The following is a 14,533-nucleotide window of genomic DNA, read 5'->3' as shown; positions in this document are numbered from 1 at the left end:
TCCCTGGCGCCGGTTTGCTGGCGGAGCTGCAACAATCCCCCGTTGCGGTTCCGCCCTTTCCTTCGACAAGCGCGGACCAGTCCCCCCTTTCACCGGCAGCCCGGCCCGGTTACACCGCAGCCATGAGCAAAACCCTGAATATCGTTGGCGGTGGCATGGCCGGTTCCGAAGCAGCCTGGCAGGCCGCCGAGGCCGGATGCGACGTCGTGCTGCACGAGATGCGGCCCAAGGTGGGCACCTTCGCCCATCGCACCGGCGATTTCGCCGAGATGGTCTGTTCCAACTCCTTCCGCTCCGACGACGACGAGCGCAACGCGGTCGGGCTGCTGCATTGGGAGATGCGTCGTGCCGGCGGGCTGGTCATGGCCATGGCCGACGCCCATGCCCTGCCCGCGGGCGGTGCCCTGGCGGTGGATCGCGACCCCTTCGCCGCCGCGGTGACGGCCCGGCTGCGTGCCCATCCGCGGATATCCTTCGTCGAGGGAGAGGTCTCGGCCCTGCCCGACAGCGGCAGCTGGATCTTTGCCACCGGTCCGCTGACCTCTCCCGCCCTCGGTGCGGCGCTGCAGGCCGAGACCGGAGCCGAGGCGCTGGCCTTCTTCGACGCCATCGCGCCGATCGTCCACGCCGAGACGATCGACATGGACATCGCCTGGGAACAGTCGCGCTATGACAAGGGCGAGACCGAGGCGGAGCGGAAGGCCTATATCAACTGCCCGATGGACAAGGCGCAGTACGAAGCCTTCATCGACGCCCTGCTGGCCGCCGAGAAGACCGAGTTCCACGAAGGCGAGACGGCCGGCTATTTCGACGGCTGCCTGCCGATCGAGGTGATGGCCGAACGCGGTCGCGAGACCCTGCGCTTCGGCCCGATGAAGCCGATCGGCCTGACCAATGCCCATGATCCGCTGAACAAGCCCTATGCCGTGGTGCAACTGCGCCGCGACAATGCCCTGGGCACGCTCTACAATATCGTCGGCTTCCAGACCAAGATGAAGTATGGCGCGCAAACCTCTGTTTTTCGGATGATTCCGGGACTACAGAACGCCAGGTTCGCGCGCCTGGGCGGGATCCATCGCAACACGTTCCTGAATTCGCCGACCCTGCTCGACAACCAGATGCGGTTGCGTTCCCGGCCGCATGTCCGCTTTGCCGGACAGGTGACCGGGGTCGAAGGCTATGTCGAGAGCGCCGCGATGGGCCTGCTGGCCGGGCGCCTCGCCGCAGCCGAACTGCTGGGCCGCGAGGCCGGCCCGCCGCCGCCCGAAACCGCCATGGGCGCATTGATCCACCACATCACCGGTGGCGCCGAGGCCAAGACCTTCCAGCCGATGAACGTCAATTTCGGACTGTTCCCGCCGATCGACGCCAAGGGCGGGCGGCGCGGCCGCAAGGACCGATACAAGGCCTATACCGACCGCGCCAAGCTGGCCTTCACCGACTGGCTGGCGGGGGTGCCGGGCGCCGCACCGGATGCCATCGCGGAGGCTGCCGCCGGGTCCTGATGTTCCGCACCCGCTTTGCCCCCTCGCCGACCGGCTATCTGCATCTGGGCCATGCCTATTCCGCCTGTCTGGCGCATGACATGGCAAAGGCGCAGGGTGGCGAGATGCTGCTCAGGATCGAGGACACCGACGCCGGCCGCTGCCGTCCGGAATACGAGACGGCGATCCTGGAGGATCTGCGCTGGCTCGGGCTCGACTGGCCGGAACCGGTGCGGCGGCAATCCGAGCATCTGGCCAGCTATGCCAGCGCACTGGACAAGTTGTCGGCCCTGGGCCTGACCTATCCCTGCCGCTGCACGAGGGGCGACATCCGCGCGGCGCTCTCGGCCCCGCAGGAAGGCGCAGGCACGCCGGATATCGGGCCGGACGGACCGGTCTATCCCGGCACCTGCCGGGGCCGCTCGATGGCCGAGGCGCAGCCCGGAAACGCGATCCGGCTCGACATGGGGCGCGCCCTGGCGCTGGTGGCGGGGCGTGCGCCGGGCTTCACCGAAAACGGGCCGCTGCATGCCGGCAGGCACGCGCTCGACCCGCAGGCGTTGCTGACCGGCACCGGGGATGTGGTGCTGGCGCGGCGCGACATCGGCACTGCGGCCTATCATCTGGCGGTGGTGGTGGATGACGTGGATCAGGGGATCACCGAGGTGGTCCGGGGCGTCGATCTGTTCGCCGCGACGCCGCTGCATGTATTGCTTCAGACATTACTTGAACTTCCAACGCCAAGTTATTGGCATCACGATCTTATTCGTGATGAGAACGGCAAGAGACTGGCCAAGCGCGACGACGCCCGCGCGATCCGGCGCTATCGGGCTGAAGGGGTCTCTCCGGCCGAACTCCGGGAGATGGTCGGGCTTCCGCCGCCCTAGCGGTAGAGCAGCGACACGCCGTCGGAGAAGATATGCACCTTCTCGGGCGCCGCCCCCAGCTTGACCTCGGATCCGCGCAGGCCGGTATGGATGCCGGGCAGCTTGGCGATCACCGGATGTTCGCGGCCGTCCTTGCGGAAATAGAGGATGGTCAATTCGCCCAGGGCCTCGGTGAAATCGACGGAACCGGTATAGAGCGGTGTCTCGCTCGTCGCCAGAAGGTCCTCGGGGCGGACCCCGACATTGACCTTCAGGCCGCTGTCGGCCCCGGTGGTCGGCACCGATGACACCGCCACCCCGCCCGAGGCAAGCTGCACCGTGGTCTTCTCGCCGGTCCCGGAAATCACTCCGGGGAACAGGTTCATGGCCGGCGAGCCGATGAACTGCGCGACGAATTCGTTATGCGGCCGTTCGTAGAGTTCCAGCGGCGGGCCGGCCTGGCTGATGCCCTTGTTGGCCAAGACCACGATCCGGTCGGCCAGGGTCATCGCCTCGACCTGGTCATGGGTGACATAGATCATCGTGCGGTCCGGCATCTGCTCTTTGAGCTGGGCAATCTCGATCCGCGTCGCGACCCGCAGCGCCGCATCGAGATTCGAGAGCGGCTCGTCGAAGAGATAGACCTTGGGATCACGCACGATCGAGCGGCCGATCGCCACCCGCTGCCGCTGGCCGCCCGACAGCGCCTTGGGCAGCCGGTCCAGATAGGGTTCGAGCTGCAGGATCTTCGCCGCCTTGGCCACCGCCGCGTCGATCTCTTCCCGGCTCTTCTTGGCGATCTTCAGCGCGAACTGCATGTTCTCGCGCACCGTCATGTGCGGGTAGAGCGCGTAGCTCTGGAACACCATGGCGATGCCGCGCTGGCTGGGCGGCACGTCATTGACCACCATGCCGTCGATTTCCAGCGTCCCCGCGGTGATCTTTTCCAGTCCCGCGATCATCCGCAGCAGGGTGGACTTGCCGCAGCCGGAAGGGCCCACGAAGACGATCAGCTCGCCCGCCTTGATGTCCAGGTTGATATGTTCCAGGACACTGACGTTGCCGTAGCTCTTGGCGATATCCGTGAGTTTCAGATCGGCCATCGGTTCCTCCCTCAGCCCTTTGTTTTCAAGGCCAGGCAGCACTGCCACGGGCCCAACCTTACATGCCCTTCACCGTCCGCATGGGCCGAGTTCAACTCGGTCCCGATCTGCACCCATCGGCCCTCGGGAAGGTCGGTCTCGGCCGGATCCTTGCCCAGGTTGAAGGCGCAGAAGATCGTCTCGCTCGGGCCCTGGCGGGTGAACTGGACCACGTCGCCCACCGCCTCGACCCGGCTCTGGGTGCCCTTGCGCAGCGCCAGATGCGAGCGCCGGAAGGCCAGCGCCCGGCGATAGTGGTGCAGGATGTTGCCCGGGTCATGCTCGGCGTCCTGCACCGAATGGTGCAGATGTTCGGACGGCACCGGAAGCCAGGGCCGATGGGTGGAAAACCCGCCATAGAGGTTGTCGGTCTCCCAGACCATCGGCGTCCGGCAGCCGTCGCGACCCTTGAATTCGGGCCAGAACTCGATCCCGTAGGGATCCTGCAGATCCTCATAGGCCAGATCAGCCTCGTGCAGGCCCAGTTCCTCCCCCTGGTAGATGCAGGCCGAGCCGCGCAGGGTCAGCAACATCGTCGTGTAGACCCGCGCCGCCGGCGGGGTCAGGTCCCAGCGGCTGATGTGGCGCACCACGTCGTGGTTGGAATAGGCCCAGCAGGGCCAGAAATCGTCGTCGAAAGCCTCGAGCCGCCGGAAGGTCGCGGCCAGATCTTCCGACGTCGGGCGATGCGGCTGCAGGAGGTCGAACGGATAGCACATCTGCACCTTGTCTCCGCCCGAGGTATATTCGGCCATGATCTCGAGCCCGCGCTGCGCATCGCCGACCTCGCCTACCGCGGCGGCGTTGTACTCGTCGCAAACAGCGCGGAATTTCTTCAGGAACTCAAGGTTTTCCGGCTGGTTCTTCGAGTAGATGTGGCGCTGCCAGTTATAGGGGTTCACCGCCGGCGCGATGGTGTCGTTGCGCTCTTCCGGCGGCAGCGCCGGATTGTCCCGCAACTGCGCGTCGGCGATGTAGAAGTTGATCGTGTCGAGCCTGAACCCGTCGACGCCGCGATCCAGCCAGAACCGCGCGATGCTCAGCAATTCGTCCTGCACTTCGGGGCAGTGGAAATTGAGATCGGGCTGCGCGGTCAGGAAGTTGTGCAGGTAATACTGCATCCGTTCCGGGTTCCAGGCCCAGGCCGGGCCGCCAAAGACCGAAAGCCAGTTGTTCGGGGCCGTGCCGTCGGGCTTGGGATCAGCCCAAACATACCAGTCGGCCTTATCGTTGTCGCGGCTGACCCGGGATTGCTGGAACCAGGGATGCGCATCCGAGGAGTGCGACAGCACCAGGTCGATCATCACCATCAGGCCCAGGGCGTGGGCGGCCTCGATCAGGGTGTCGAAATCCGACAGCGTGCCGAACATCGGATCGACATCGCGGTAGTCCGACACGTCATAGCCGAAGTCCTTCATCGGCGAGGTAAAGAAGGGCGAAATCCACACGGCATCGACGCCCAGAGAGGCCACATAGGGCAGCCGCTGGACAATGCCCAGAAGATCCCCGACCCCGTCGCCATTGCTGTCCTGAAAGCTGCGCGGATAGACCTGATAGATCACCGCGCCGCGCCACCAGTCCTTGTCGCGAACCCATTCCCTCATTCTGCAAATCTCACTTGACCGACCCGGCCAGAAGGCCCCGCACCAGATAGCGCTGCATCAGGAAAAAGACGGTCAGCGGCACCGAGATCGAGACGAAGGCGGCGGTGGCGAGAATCTCCCAGTTGCCGCCCCGGGTGCCCAGAAGCTCGATGATCTGCTTGGTCATCACGGTTGTCTCACCCGAGGAATCGACCAGGAAGACCAGCGCGACCAGCAGGTCGTTCCAGGTCCAGAGAAACTGGAAGATCGCAAAACTGGCCAGTGCCGGAAAGCTGAGCGGAAGGATGATCTTGACGAAGATCTGGAAATCCGTGGCGCCGTCGACCTTGGCATTCTCGATGATGTCGCGCGGCAGGCCGGCCATGTAGTTGCGCAGCAGGTAGATCGCCAGCGGCAGGCCAAAACCCGTATGCGCCAGCCAGACGCCGAGGTAGCCCTTGCCGATGCCGATCGCCAGGTGGAACTTCAGCAGCGGGATCAGCGCCAGTTGCAGCGGCACGACCAGCAGCGCGACGACCGCTGCGACCAGCAGGGCACGGCCGGGAAAGTCCATCCAGGCCAGCGCATAGGCCGCGAAGGCGGCGACGAGGATCGGGATGATCGTCGCCGGGATCGTCACCGTCAGGGTGTTGAAGAAGGCCCTGGCCATGTTGTCGCCGGCCTGTCCGCCGCCGTTGCCACCCTGCCCCAGGCCGAGGATCATCGCCAAGAAAATGAAGACGACAAAGGCCCCCAGGGTGGCAATGGTGCGGGCCTGCTCCCATCCGGCGGCGCGGGCGCCATAGAAGGCGCCGATGCCCAGGGCCACCGATATGGCGGCGTAAAGCAGGATCGACTGCAGCACCCCCGGCCCCAGCACCGTGTCGTAATTGGCAATGGTGAAGTCCGGCGGCACCTCGGCATTCGCGAAGATGCGCGGCAGTCTCGTGCCTTCGAAACTGGCCGGACCCTTCAGGACATAGGCCCCGGTGTTGTCCAGGGTCAGCGTCACGCCATCGCCGAGGTCGGCGGTATCACCCGGCGCATAGGCATTCGGCGCCCGGCTCGACGTGCCCCAGGCCGATACGTTGCCGGGCTCGTCGAAAAGGCTGCCGGTTATGGTGAAGACACCATCGGATTCGACTTCGGTTCCGGCGACGCGGATCGCGGGCATCTGCATTTCCTGCGTCGCGAGCGCGTCCCACCAGCCCGACGAGGCGATCTGGTCGGCGGTGCGGAAGGACGAGACGAACAGTCCGACGGTCGGGAACAGCCACAGCGCCACCAGCGCCGCGACGGTGATGTGAACGGCCCAGGTGAGCGAGGATTTGCTGCCAGCGATGTTGTCCATGTCAGCGCATCTCCTTGCGGGCGTTGTAGACGTTCCAGACCAGGATCGGCGTCACCAGCAGCATGATGACCATCGCCGCCGCCGAACCGACGCCCCAGTCATTGGCCCGGAACAGCTTGTCGTACATGTAGTTGGCCAGCACCTGCGTCTCCCACTGGCCATTGGTCATCGCATAGACGATGTCGAAGACCTTCAGCACGACGATGGTGATCGTTGTCCAGACCACGACGATGGTCGGCATGATCTGCGGCACCTTGATCTTGAAGAAGATCTGGAATGGCCCGGCGCCATCGACGATGGCCGCTTCGATGGTTTCCTCGGGGATGCCGCGCAGCGCCGCCGAGAGGATCACCATGGCAAAGCCGGTCTGGATCCAGACCAGAACCACCATCAGCAGGAAGTTGTTCCAATAGGGCATGGTCAGCCAGGTCTGCGGCTGTCCATAGGGCGGCGAGGCCCGGACCAGCGACAGGATCGTGCCCAGCGACAGCCAGATCAGCCAGACCGCCACCAGCGCCGCCAGAATCCGCAACAGCAGCGACCAGGCGGCCGGTCTTTCGCCGTCACGGCCCAGGATCGGCCTGACCAGCAGCCAGCCGACCCAGCCGCTGACGATCGCGAAGCCCAGGACCAGCAGCCCCGGCAGCACCCGCAGGCACAGGGTTGACCAGATTCCACCCTGAAACTGCAGCCAGATGGCGTTCAGCACCCCGATCTGCGGCTGGTCCGGGGGTCTGGTGTCATAGACCAGCTTCCAGATCACCGCCGCGCCGACGAAGGAGATCGCCATCGGCATGAAGATCAGCGACTTGGCCAGCGCGCCCCATTTGATCCGGTCCGTCAACTGGGCGATGACCAGGCCGAAGGCGGTCGAGGCGGCGGGCACCACGATCAGCCAGAGCATGTTGTTCTTCAGCGCTTCCCAGAATTTCGGCTCTTGCAGCATCTGGGCGTAGTTGTCGGCGCCGACGAATTCGTAGCCGCCGCCCGCCACCCTCTCGGTCAGCGACAGCCGGATCGTCTCTACCACCGGATAGGCCAGATAGAGGCCGAGCGCGATCATCGCCGGGGCCAGGAACAGCCAGGGCCGGATCATCTCGGCCCGGTTGATCCTGCGCCCGATATCCGAGGGCGCATCGATGACGAAGACCAGCGCGATCAGCGCCACCACCAAGGCCGCGATCAGCAGCGGCAGGCGCAGGGCCGGATCGGCCAGCAGGCCATATCCGGCGCGGAAGGCGTCGGGGATCGAGCCCAGCCAGCGCAGGCTGAGCAGCGAGGAGACCAGCTGGACAAACGCCACGGCCAGCACCGCGATGACGATCACGCCCAGGAAGGTGACCAGCGGTGCCTGCCAGCGGTGACGGCGGGCCTCTTCCGGGCTGCTGCCGCGCGCGGGCAGCAGATACTTGTCAAGGTAGATGTTCGACAGCGAATAGTAGCCGACACAACCGCCGACTCCGATCACGATGGTCAAGAGACCTTGCAATGCGGGATGCATGGCGCTGTCCTCCCTGGATCGCCGGCGTTGCGGCGGGGTCGCGCAATTGGTTGCGCCGTTCCTGCGACCGATACCGGGTCGCCATACTGGTCAGGAGTACACTTGTTGCGCCAAGCTGGGCGCGGTCGGGCGGCCCTGTCAACTGGGCCGCCCGGTTGTCGTAGGGTTACTTCAGCGCGTCCCAGCTGTCCTGGATCGCCTTGGCGACATCGGCCGCGGACTCGCCGCCGACATAATCCACCATCCCGGTCCAGAACGATCCGGCGCCGACGCCGCCCGGCATCAGGTCGGAACCATCAAAGCGGAACGTCGTGGCGTTCAGCAGGATGTCGTTCATCTTGCCCAGGGTCGGGTCGCTGAAGACCGCGGTGTTCACGCCCTTGTAGGGGGTCAGGAAGCCTTTCTGGGCCATCCAGACCTCATGCGCGATCGGGCTTTCGAGGAACTTGATGAAGGCCTGCGCCGCCGGGCTGTCCTTGGTGATCGAGAACACCGTGCCGGCGCCCAGAACCGGCTTGCCGAGATCCTTGTCGGCATAGGCCGGGAAGTAGAAGAAATCGGCATCGACGCCAACCTGCACGCCTTCCGGGAAGAAGGCCGGAATGAACGAGGCCTGACGGTGCATCATGCACTGCGGCGGCGACGAGAACAGGCCCTTGGGCGAATCGCGGAAGTCGGTGGTGGCCACCGCTCCGGCGCCGCCGGCGACGAAGTCGTCGTTGCGCGCGAACCAGCCGAATGCGTCGATCGCGGCGATCACTTTCGGATCGTCGAACTTCAGCTTGTTGCTGACCCAGTCGTCATAGTCCTGCGGCGTGTTGAGGCGCAGCATCAGGTCTTCGACCCAGTCAGTCGCCGGCCAGCCGGTCGCGCCGCCCGATCCCAGACCGATGCACCAGGGGGTCACGCCATCGGCGGCCATCTGCTCGGTCAGCGCCTTCAGCTCTTCCATGGTCTGCGGCACTTCATAACCCGCATCCTCGAAGTTCTCCGGCGAATACCAGACCAGCGACTTCAGGTCGGCCTTGAAGGGGAAGCCGTAGAGATGCCGGGTGCCGTCCGGACCTTCGGCGCTGGACAGCGAGACCCAGGATTCCCCGGCCGCGTAGTTCTCTTTCAGCCAGCTGGCCACGGAATCGTCCAGCGGGGTGATCTTGCCCAGCTTGGCCAGGTCCGACATCAGGCCCGGCTGCGGGAACACCGCGATGTTCGGCGCCGACCCGGCTTCGGTGTCGATGCGGATCTGCTGCTCGAAACTGTCCGAGCCGACATATTTCACGTCGGCGCCGGTGGCGGCCTCGAAATAGGCCAGAACGTTTTCGAAGTTGTCCTGGTCCGGTCCCGGCCAGGGCCCGAAGATCGTGAGCTCCTGCCCCGACAGGTCCATCGACTTGAGCGCCTCGAAGCTCGACCAGGTGAAGTCGCCCTCACCCACAGGGAATTTCAGGTCTTGCGCCGGCGCCATGCCGACCGACAGCGCGAGCAGTGCGGCGCCGCCTAAGGCTGCATTCTTCATGATCGTTCTCCCATTGATCGCCCTTAGTATGGGCGCGGACCTGCAATTCACATAACCCAATCCCGCATCGAATCAAATCCAAAGCGGTTTGGCTGATGTTAGCGTCAGACAAATCCGCAGGGCTGTCAAATGGAATTCCAAAAACCCCATGTATTCCAGTCATTTCTGCACATGCATTGCGGCGGCGCGGCAAGAATTGCTTTTGACCTTCCTGTGGGCTGTCCCTATGGTTCGAAGCTACTTTGAAGCGCTTTGAATGTCCGAGGTCCATGAATCTCAAGGAACTTTCCGCCCGGCTCGGGCTCAGTCAGACCACCGTCAGCCGGGCGCTGAACGGCTATCCGGAGGTGTCGGAAGCGACCCGCAAACGGGTTGAATCCGCCGCCCGGCGCTATGACTACCGGCCGAACCCGGGCGCCAAGTCGCTGGCCACCGGCAAGACCATGGCGATCGGCCATGTGATCCCGGTCTCGACCAGGCACGAGATCGTCAACCCGGTCTTTGCCGATTTCATCGCCGGCGCCGGTGAGGTCTATGCCCGCAACGGCTATGACATGCGCCTGACCGTGGTGCCCGACGACGACGAGGACCACGCCTATCGCGAGATCGCCGCCAGGGGGTCGGTCGACGGGATCATCGTCCACGGGCCGCGGCCCGATGATCCGCGGGTCAAGCTGTTGACCGAGATCGGCCTGCCCTTCGTGGTGCATGGCCGGACCTCGACCCAGGACGAGACGATCAACTGGGTCGATGTCAACAACCGCCGGGCCTTCGAGCGGGCAACGAACTTCCTGCTCGACTTCGGGCACCGGCGGATCGGGCTGGTCAACGGGCTCGAGACGATGGATTTCGCGATGCGGCGCCGGCAGGGCTATTGCCGGGCGCTCGAAGCCCGGGGGCTGGCGCTGGATCCGGAATTGATGGCGGCGGAGGAAATGACCGAGACCTCGGGCTACCGCGCTGCCCGCCGGATGCTGGCGGCCCCTGCCCCGCCGACGGCCTTCCTGGCCTCGTCGATCATCTCGGCCGCCGGGGTCCGGCGCGCGATCACCGATGCCGGCCTGGTCATGGGCCGCGACATCTCGGTGGTGATCCACGACGACGACCTGGGCTACATGAAGAACGGCGAGGACGAGCCGATCTACACCGCCACGCGCTCCTCGGTGCGCGCGGCGGGCCGGCTCTGCGCCGAGTTGCTGCTCGACATCATCGCCGAGCCGGGGCAGAACCCGCGGCATCTGCTGCTCGACGCCGATCTGGTTCTGGGCCGCTCGACCGGGCCCGCGCCCGGCGGTGCCGGTGGCTGAGGGGCGGGCCGCCCTCCGGCAGGGCAGTTACATGAACAGGGGCCGACATGGCATTGACACGAAACGACTTTCCAGAAGGCTTTCTGTTCGGCGCGGCGACCGCGGCCTATCAGATCGAAGGCGCGCGTTTCGGCGGCTGCGGGTCGAGCCACTGGGACAGCTTCGCCCGCACTCCGGGCAATGTCGCCGGGGCCGAGGACGGCAGCCTGGCCTGCGACCACTACCACCATTGGGAGGCCGATCTCGACCTCCTGAAGGACGGCAATTTCGACGCCTACCGGTTCTCCACCTCCTGGGCGCGGGTGCTGCCGGAGGGCCGGGGCAAGCCGAACCCCGAGGGGCTCGACTTCTATGACCGGCTGGTGGACGGGATCCTGGAGCGCGGGCTGAAGCCGTTCCAGACCCTCTACCACTGGGAATTGCCCTCGGCCCTGGCCGATCTGGGCGGCTGGGAGAACCGCGACGTGGCGCAGTGGTTCGGCGATTTCACCGAAGTGATCGACGCGCGGATCGGCGACCGGGTGGCGCGGATCGCGACGATCAACGAGCCCTGGTGTGTCGCCTGGCTGTCGCATTTCCTCGGCGTCCATGCCCCGGGCAAGCGCGACATCCGTGCCGCCACCCGGGCGATGCATCATGTCCTGCTGGCGCATGGCACGGCGGTTCAGCGGCTGCGGGCCCGCGGGCGCGACAATCTGGGCGTGGTGCTGAACTTCGACTTCTGCGACCCGGCTTCGAATGCGCAGGAGGACTGGAAGGCCGCCGATCTGAACGACCAGATCTTCAACCGCTGGTATATCGAGGGCATCACCCGCGGCGCCTATCCGCCGGAACTGCTGGGCGCCCTCGCCCCCCATATGCCCGAAGGCTGGCAGGACGACATGGGGCTGATCTCGCAAGAGCTGGACTGGCTGGGGGTGAACTACTACACCCGCCACATCCACGCCGCCGACCCCGGCGCCCCCTGGCCTGCCACGAAGCAGGTCGAGGGCCATCTGCCGAAGACCCAGAGCGGCTGGGAAATCTATCCGGACGGACTCTATCACTTCCTGATGCGGGCGCATGAGGAGACCGGCGGCCTGCCGATCTTCGTGACCGAGAACGGCATGGCCTGGGACGACCGGATCGAGAACGGCGCGGTGCCCGACCCCGAGCGCGAGGCCTATATCGACCGGCACCTGGCGGCGGTGCGGATGGCGCTGGCGGATGGCGCCAACGTGCAGGGCTTCTTCTACTGGTCGCTGCTGGACAATTACGAATGGGCCGAGGGCTATGAGAAGCGCTTCGGCCTGGTCCATGTCGATTACGAAACCCAGGTCCGGACCCCGAAAGCCTCATATCACCACCTGGCGCGGATGCTCGAACGGCGCTAGGCGCGACTTTCCACTGGCGGAGACACGAATGGCCCTTGCCGCAGACCGATACTCGCTGGTCGCCGATGTCGGCGGCACCAACACAAGGGTGGCGCTGGCCGAAGGCCGGACGGTGCTGCCGGCGACGATCCGGCGCTATCCGAACCAGCCGTTCGTCGATCGCGGCGAGGGGCTGGAGGCGGTGCTGGCAGCCTATGTGGACGAGCTCGACGGGGTCGATTGCGAAGGCGCCGCGGTGGCGATCGCCGGGCCGGTGCGCGATGGCGCCGGGGAGCTGACCAACCTCTCCTGGCGGATGGACCGCGAGACCCTGGCCCGGGTGACGCGCGCCGAACGGGCGGTGGTGCTGAACGACCTCCAGGCGCAGGGCCATGCGCTGGACGACCTGGCGCCGGGCAGCGTCAAGGCGGTGCAATCGGGCCGCGCCTCGGCCCCCGGCGCGGCGCGGCTGGTGATCGGCGCCGGAACCGGGTTCAACGCGGCGCCGGTCTTCGACACCGCCGGGGGCCGGATCGTGCCGCCCTCCGAGGCCGGCCATGTCTCGTTGCCGTTGCGCGGCGAAGAGGATTTCCGCCTTGCCCGCTACCTGGAGAGCGAAGTGCCGATCGCGGATGGCTTTGCCAGCGTCGAGGAGGTCCTGTCGGGTCGCGGCCTGGAACATGTCTATCTCTGGCTCGGCACCGAGGCCGGCGATCCGGTGCCGCGCTCGGCCAAGGCGATCATGGCCTGCCTCGCCGATGGCTCGGACCCGAGGGCCGAGGCGACGGCGCGGGTCTATGTGCGGATGCTGGGCAATGTGGCCGGCAATCTGGCGCTGACCCTGCTGCCCTATGGCGGGATCTACTTCATCGGCGGCGTGGTCCGGGCCATGCGCCCCTGGCTGGAGCCTTTCGGCTTTGCCGCGGCCTTTGCCGACAAGGGCCGGTTCGGCGAGTTCCTGACCCAGTTCCCGGTCTCGGTGATCGAGGACGATTATGCCGCCCTGACCGGCTGCGCGAGCTTTCTCGACACGCAGCGCGGGCGCTGAGCGCGAGGGGGGCTGTCTGCCCCCCGCCTGCGGCCCCCCCCGAGGATATTTCCCAGGTAAAGCCCGTGCCGGGGTTGCGTCGCCGCGGCTACGGGACGATCTAGAAACCTGAAGGAGATCAGAGATGGATGTGACGCGGGATGCGGTTCTGGCGGCGCTGGCGCGGGTGGTGGACCCGGCCTCGGGCCGTGATCTGGTGGCGGCCGACCTGGTGCGGGCCCTGGTGATTGCCGACGGCAAGGTGCGCTTCGTGCTGGAGGTGGCCAATGCCGCCCAGGGCGCGCGGATGGAGCCGGTGCGCGCCGCGGCGGTGGCGGCGGTCGAGGAGCTGACCGGACCGGGCAAGGTGCAGGCGGTGGTGACCGCTCCCGCGGGGCCGAAACCGCCGCCGCCGGACCTGAAGATCGGCCGCCACCCCACGCCGCAGGCCGGGCCGCAGCCGATCCCCGGGGTGAAGACCATCGTGCCGGTGGCCAGCGGCAAGGGCGGCGTCGGAAAATCCACCGTCGCGGCCAATCTGGCGGTGGCGCTGGCGGCCATGGGCAAGCGGGTCGGGCTGCTGGACGCCGATGTCTACGGCCCCTCGCAGCCGAGGATGATGGGGATCAGCGGCCGGCCCGGGGCCGGCCCCGACGGCAAGACCATCCTGCCGCTGCATGGGCATGGCGTCACAGTGATGTCGCTGGGCTTCATGATGCCCGAGGGCGAGGCTGTGGTCTGGCGCGGGCCGATGCTGATGGGCGCCCTGCAGCAGTTCCTCGGCCAGGTGGAATGGGGCGAGCTGGACGTGCTGATCGTCGATCTGCCGCCCGGCACCGGCGATGTGCAGCTGACCCTGACCCAGAAGGCGCCGGTCACCGGCGCGGTGGTGGTCTCGACCCCGCAGGACGTGGCGCTGCTCGACGCCCGCAAGGCGCTGCACATGTTCGAGAAGACCGGGACGCCGGTGCTCGGGCTGATCGAGAACATGTCGGCCTATCACTGCCCGAATTGCGGCCATGAGGCGCATCTCTTCGGCCATGGTGGCGCCCGGGCCGAGGCCGCGGCGCGCGGGCTGCCCTTCCTGGGCGAGGTCCCAATCACCCTGGCGACCCGCATCGCCGGCGACGAGGGCCGGCCGGTGGTGCTGGCCGCACCCGACAGTGCCGAGGCGGCGGCGTTCCGGCAGATTGCCGAACGGGTTGCCGAGGCGGCGGGATTCTAGGCAGCGACTTTAACCCCGTCTTAACCCTGCCGGATCATCCTGGGGTGGATCGGACCTCTCTGGCTGCCCCCTGCCGAAGGGCGGGGCAGCCCCGGGTCTGGTTGTACCCCGCAAACGGAACGGACCCCCGCAGCAAGTGCGGAAGCACCCTGCCCCAATACGGGGGCAGGATGCTTCGC

General features: G+C 66.5%; 11 protein-coding genes. 6 read left to right on the top strand and 5 right to left on the bottom strand.

What is annotated here, in order from left to right; genetic code table 11:
- Positions 1–122: 122 nt before the first annotated feature.
- Both trmFO and gluQRS read left to right on the top strand, forming a co-directional pair.
- A complete protein-coding gene (gene trmFO / locus NUW50_RS06540; RefSeq protein ID WP_338001348.1) occupies positions 123–1,505 on the top strand; it encodes a methylenetetrahydrofolate--tRNA-(uracil(54)-C(5))-methyltransferase (FADH(2)-oxidizing) TrmFO in 1,383 nt (460 codons plus the stop codon).
- Positions 1,502–2,371 (top strand): tRNA glutamyl-Q(34) synthetase GluQRS, encoded by an 870-nt coding sequence (gene gluQRS, locus NUW50_RS06535; RefSeq protein ID WP_258288317.1) that lies wholly within the window; start codon positions 1,502–1,504, stop codon positions 2,369–2,371. Before trmFO ends, gluQRS begins: the two co-directional genes overlap by 4 nt.
- Here the strand turns inward: gluQRS and NUW50_RS06530 are convergent.
- The 5 genes from NUW50_RS06530 to NUW50_RS06510 all read right to left on the bottom strand — a co-directional run bounded on the left by NUW50_RS06530 (position 2,368) and on the right by NUW50_RS06510 (position 9,443).
- Positions 2,368–3,453, bottom strand: coding sequence for an ABC transporter ATP-binding protein (locus tag NUW50_RS06530; RefSeq protein ID WP_258288256.1), 1,086 nt, complete (start codon positions 3,451–3,453; stop codon positions 2,368–2,370). The two genes, gluQRS and NUW50_RS06530, sit on opposite strands and share 4 nt — an antisense overlap.
- Before the next feature lie 11 nt (positions 3,454–3,464).
- A complete protein-coding gene (locus NUW50_RS06525) occupies positions 3,465–5,096 on the bottom strand; it encodes an alpha-amylase family glycosyl hydrolase (protein ID WP_258288255.1) in 1,632 nt (543 codons plus the stop codon).
- A gap of 10 nt (positions 5,097–5,106) precedes the next feature.
- Positions 5,107–6,426 carry a carbohydrate ABC transporter permease gene (locus NUW50_RS06520; RefSeq protein WP_258288254.1) on the bottom strand — a complete coding sequence of 440 codons (1,320 nt, stop codon included), beginning with the start codon at positions 6,424–6,426 and terminating at the stop codon, positions 5,107–5,109.
- Position 6,427: 1 nt separating this feature from the next.
- A complete protein-coding gene (locus NUW50_RS06515; protein ID WP_443135092.1) occupies positions 6,428–7,600 on the bottom strand; it encodes a carbohydrate ABC transporter permease in 1,173 nt (390 codons plus the stop codon).
- Positions 7,601–8,093: 493 nt separating this feature from the next.
- The gene (locus NUW50_RS06510) at positions 8,094–9,443 is read right to left on the bottom strand and encodes an ABC transporter substrate-binding protein (RefSeq protein WP_258288253.1); all 1,350 of its coding nucleotides are present in this window, start codon (positions 9,441–9,443) and stop codon (positions 8,094–8,096) included.
- Positions 9,444–9,712: 269 nt separating this feature from the next.
- Between NUW50_RS06510 and NUW50_RS06505 the strand changes: the two genes are divergently transcribed.
- The 4 genes from NUW50_RS06505 (at position 9,713) to NUW50_RS06490 (ending at position 14,354) form a co-directional block, all read left to right on the top strand.
- Entirely contained in the window at positions 9,713–10,750 is a 1,038-nt protein-coding gene (locus NUW50_RS06505; RefSeq protein WP_258288252.1) for a LacI family DNA-binding transcriptional regulator, read from the top strand.
- A gap of 47 nt (positions 10,751–10,797) precedes the next feature.
- On the top strand, positions 10,798–12,123 hold the full coding sequence (locus NUW50_RS06500; RefSeq protein WP_258288251.1) for a GH1 family beta-glucosidase: 1,326 nt from the start codon (positions 10,798–10,800) through the stop codon (positions 12,121–12,123).
- A 28-nt stretch (positions 12,124–12,151) separates the two neighbouring features.
- A complete protein-coding gene (locus NUW50_RS06495) occupies positions 12,152–13,150 on the top strand; it encodes a glucokinase (protein ID WP_258288250.1) in 999 nt (332 codons plus the stop codon).
- A 124-nt stretch (positions 13,151–13,274) separates the two neighbouring features.
- Positions 13,275–14,354, top strand: coding sequence for an Mrp/NBP35 family ATP-binding protein (locus NUW50_RS06490; RefSeq protein ID WP_258288249.1), 1,080 nt, complete (start codon positions 13,275–13,277; stop codon positions 14,352–14,354).
- Positions 14,355–14,533: the final 179 nt, after the last annotated feature.

The organism is Frigidibacter sp. ROC022, from assembly GCF_024723735.1.
In the GTDB taxonomy this organism is placed as follows: Bacteria; Pseudomonadota; Alphaproteobacteria; order Rhodobacterales; family Rhodobacteraceae; genus SLM-1.
This window is presented reverse-complemented; position numbering and strand designations above follow the sequence as displayed.

Bases quoted from the DNA above. Each gene is read 5' to 3' on its own strand.
- trmFO (WP_338001348.1), top strand. From the start codon at position 123: ATGAGCAAAACCCTGAATATCGTTGGCGGTGGCATGGCCGGTTCCGAA.
- NUW50_RS06530 (WP_258288256.1), bottom strand. From the start codon at position 3,453: ATGGCCGATCTGAAACTCACGGATATCGCCAAGAGCTACGGCAACGTC.
- NUW50_RS06525 (WP_258288255.1), bottom strand. From the start codon at position 5,096: ATGAGGGAATGGGTTCGCGACAAGGACTGGTGGCGCGGCGCGGTGATC.
- NUW50_RS06520 (WP_258288254.1), bottom strand. From the start codon at position 6,426: ATGGACAACATCGCTGGCAGCAAATCCTCGCTCACCTGGGCCGTTCAC.
- NUW50_RS06510 (WP_258288253.1), bottom strand. From the start codon at position 9,443: ATGAAGAATGCAGCCTTAGGCGGCGCCGCACTGCTCGCGCTGTCGGTC.
- NUW50_RS06505 (WP_258288252.1), top strand. From the start codon at position 9,713: ATGAATCTCAAGGAACTTTCCGCCCGGCTCGGGCTCAGTCAGACCACC.
- NUW50_RS06500 (WP_258288251.1), top strand. From the start codon at position 10,798: ATGGCATTGACACGAAACGACTTTCCAGAAGGCTTTCTGTTCGGCGCG.
- NUW50_RS06495 (WP_258288250.1), top strand. From the start codon at position 12,152: ATGGCCCTTGCCGCAGACCGATACTCGCTGGTCGCCGATGTCGGCGGC.
- NUW50_RS06490 (WP_258288249.1), top strand. From the start codon at position 13,275: ATGGATGTGACGCGGGATGCGGTTCTGGCGGCGCTGGCGCGGGTGGTG.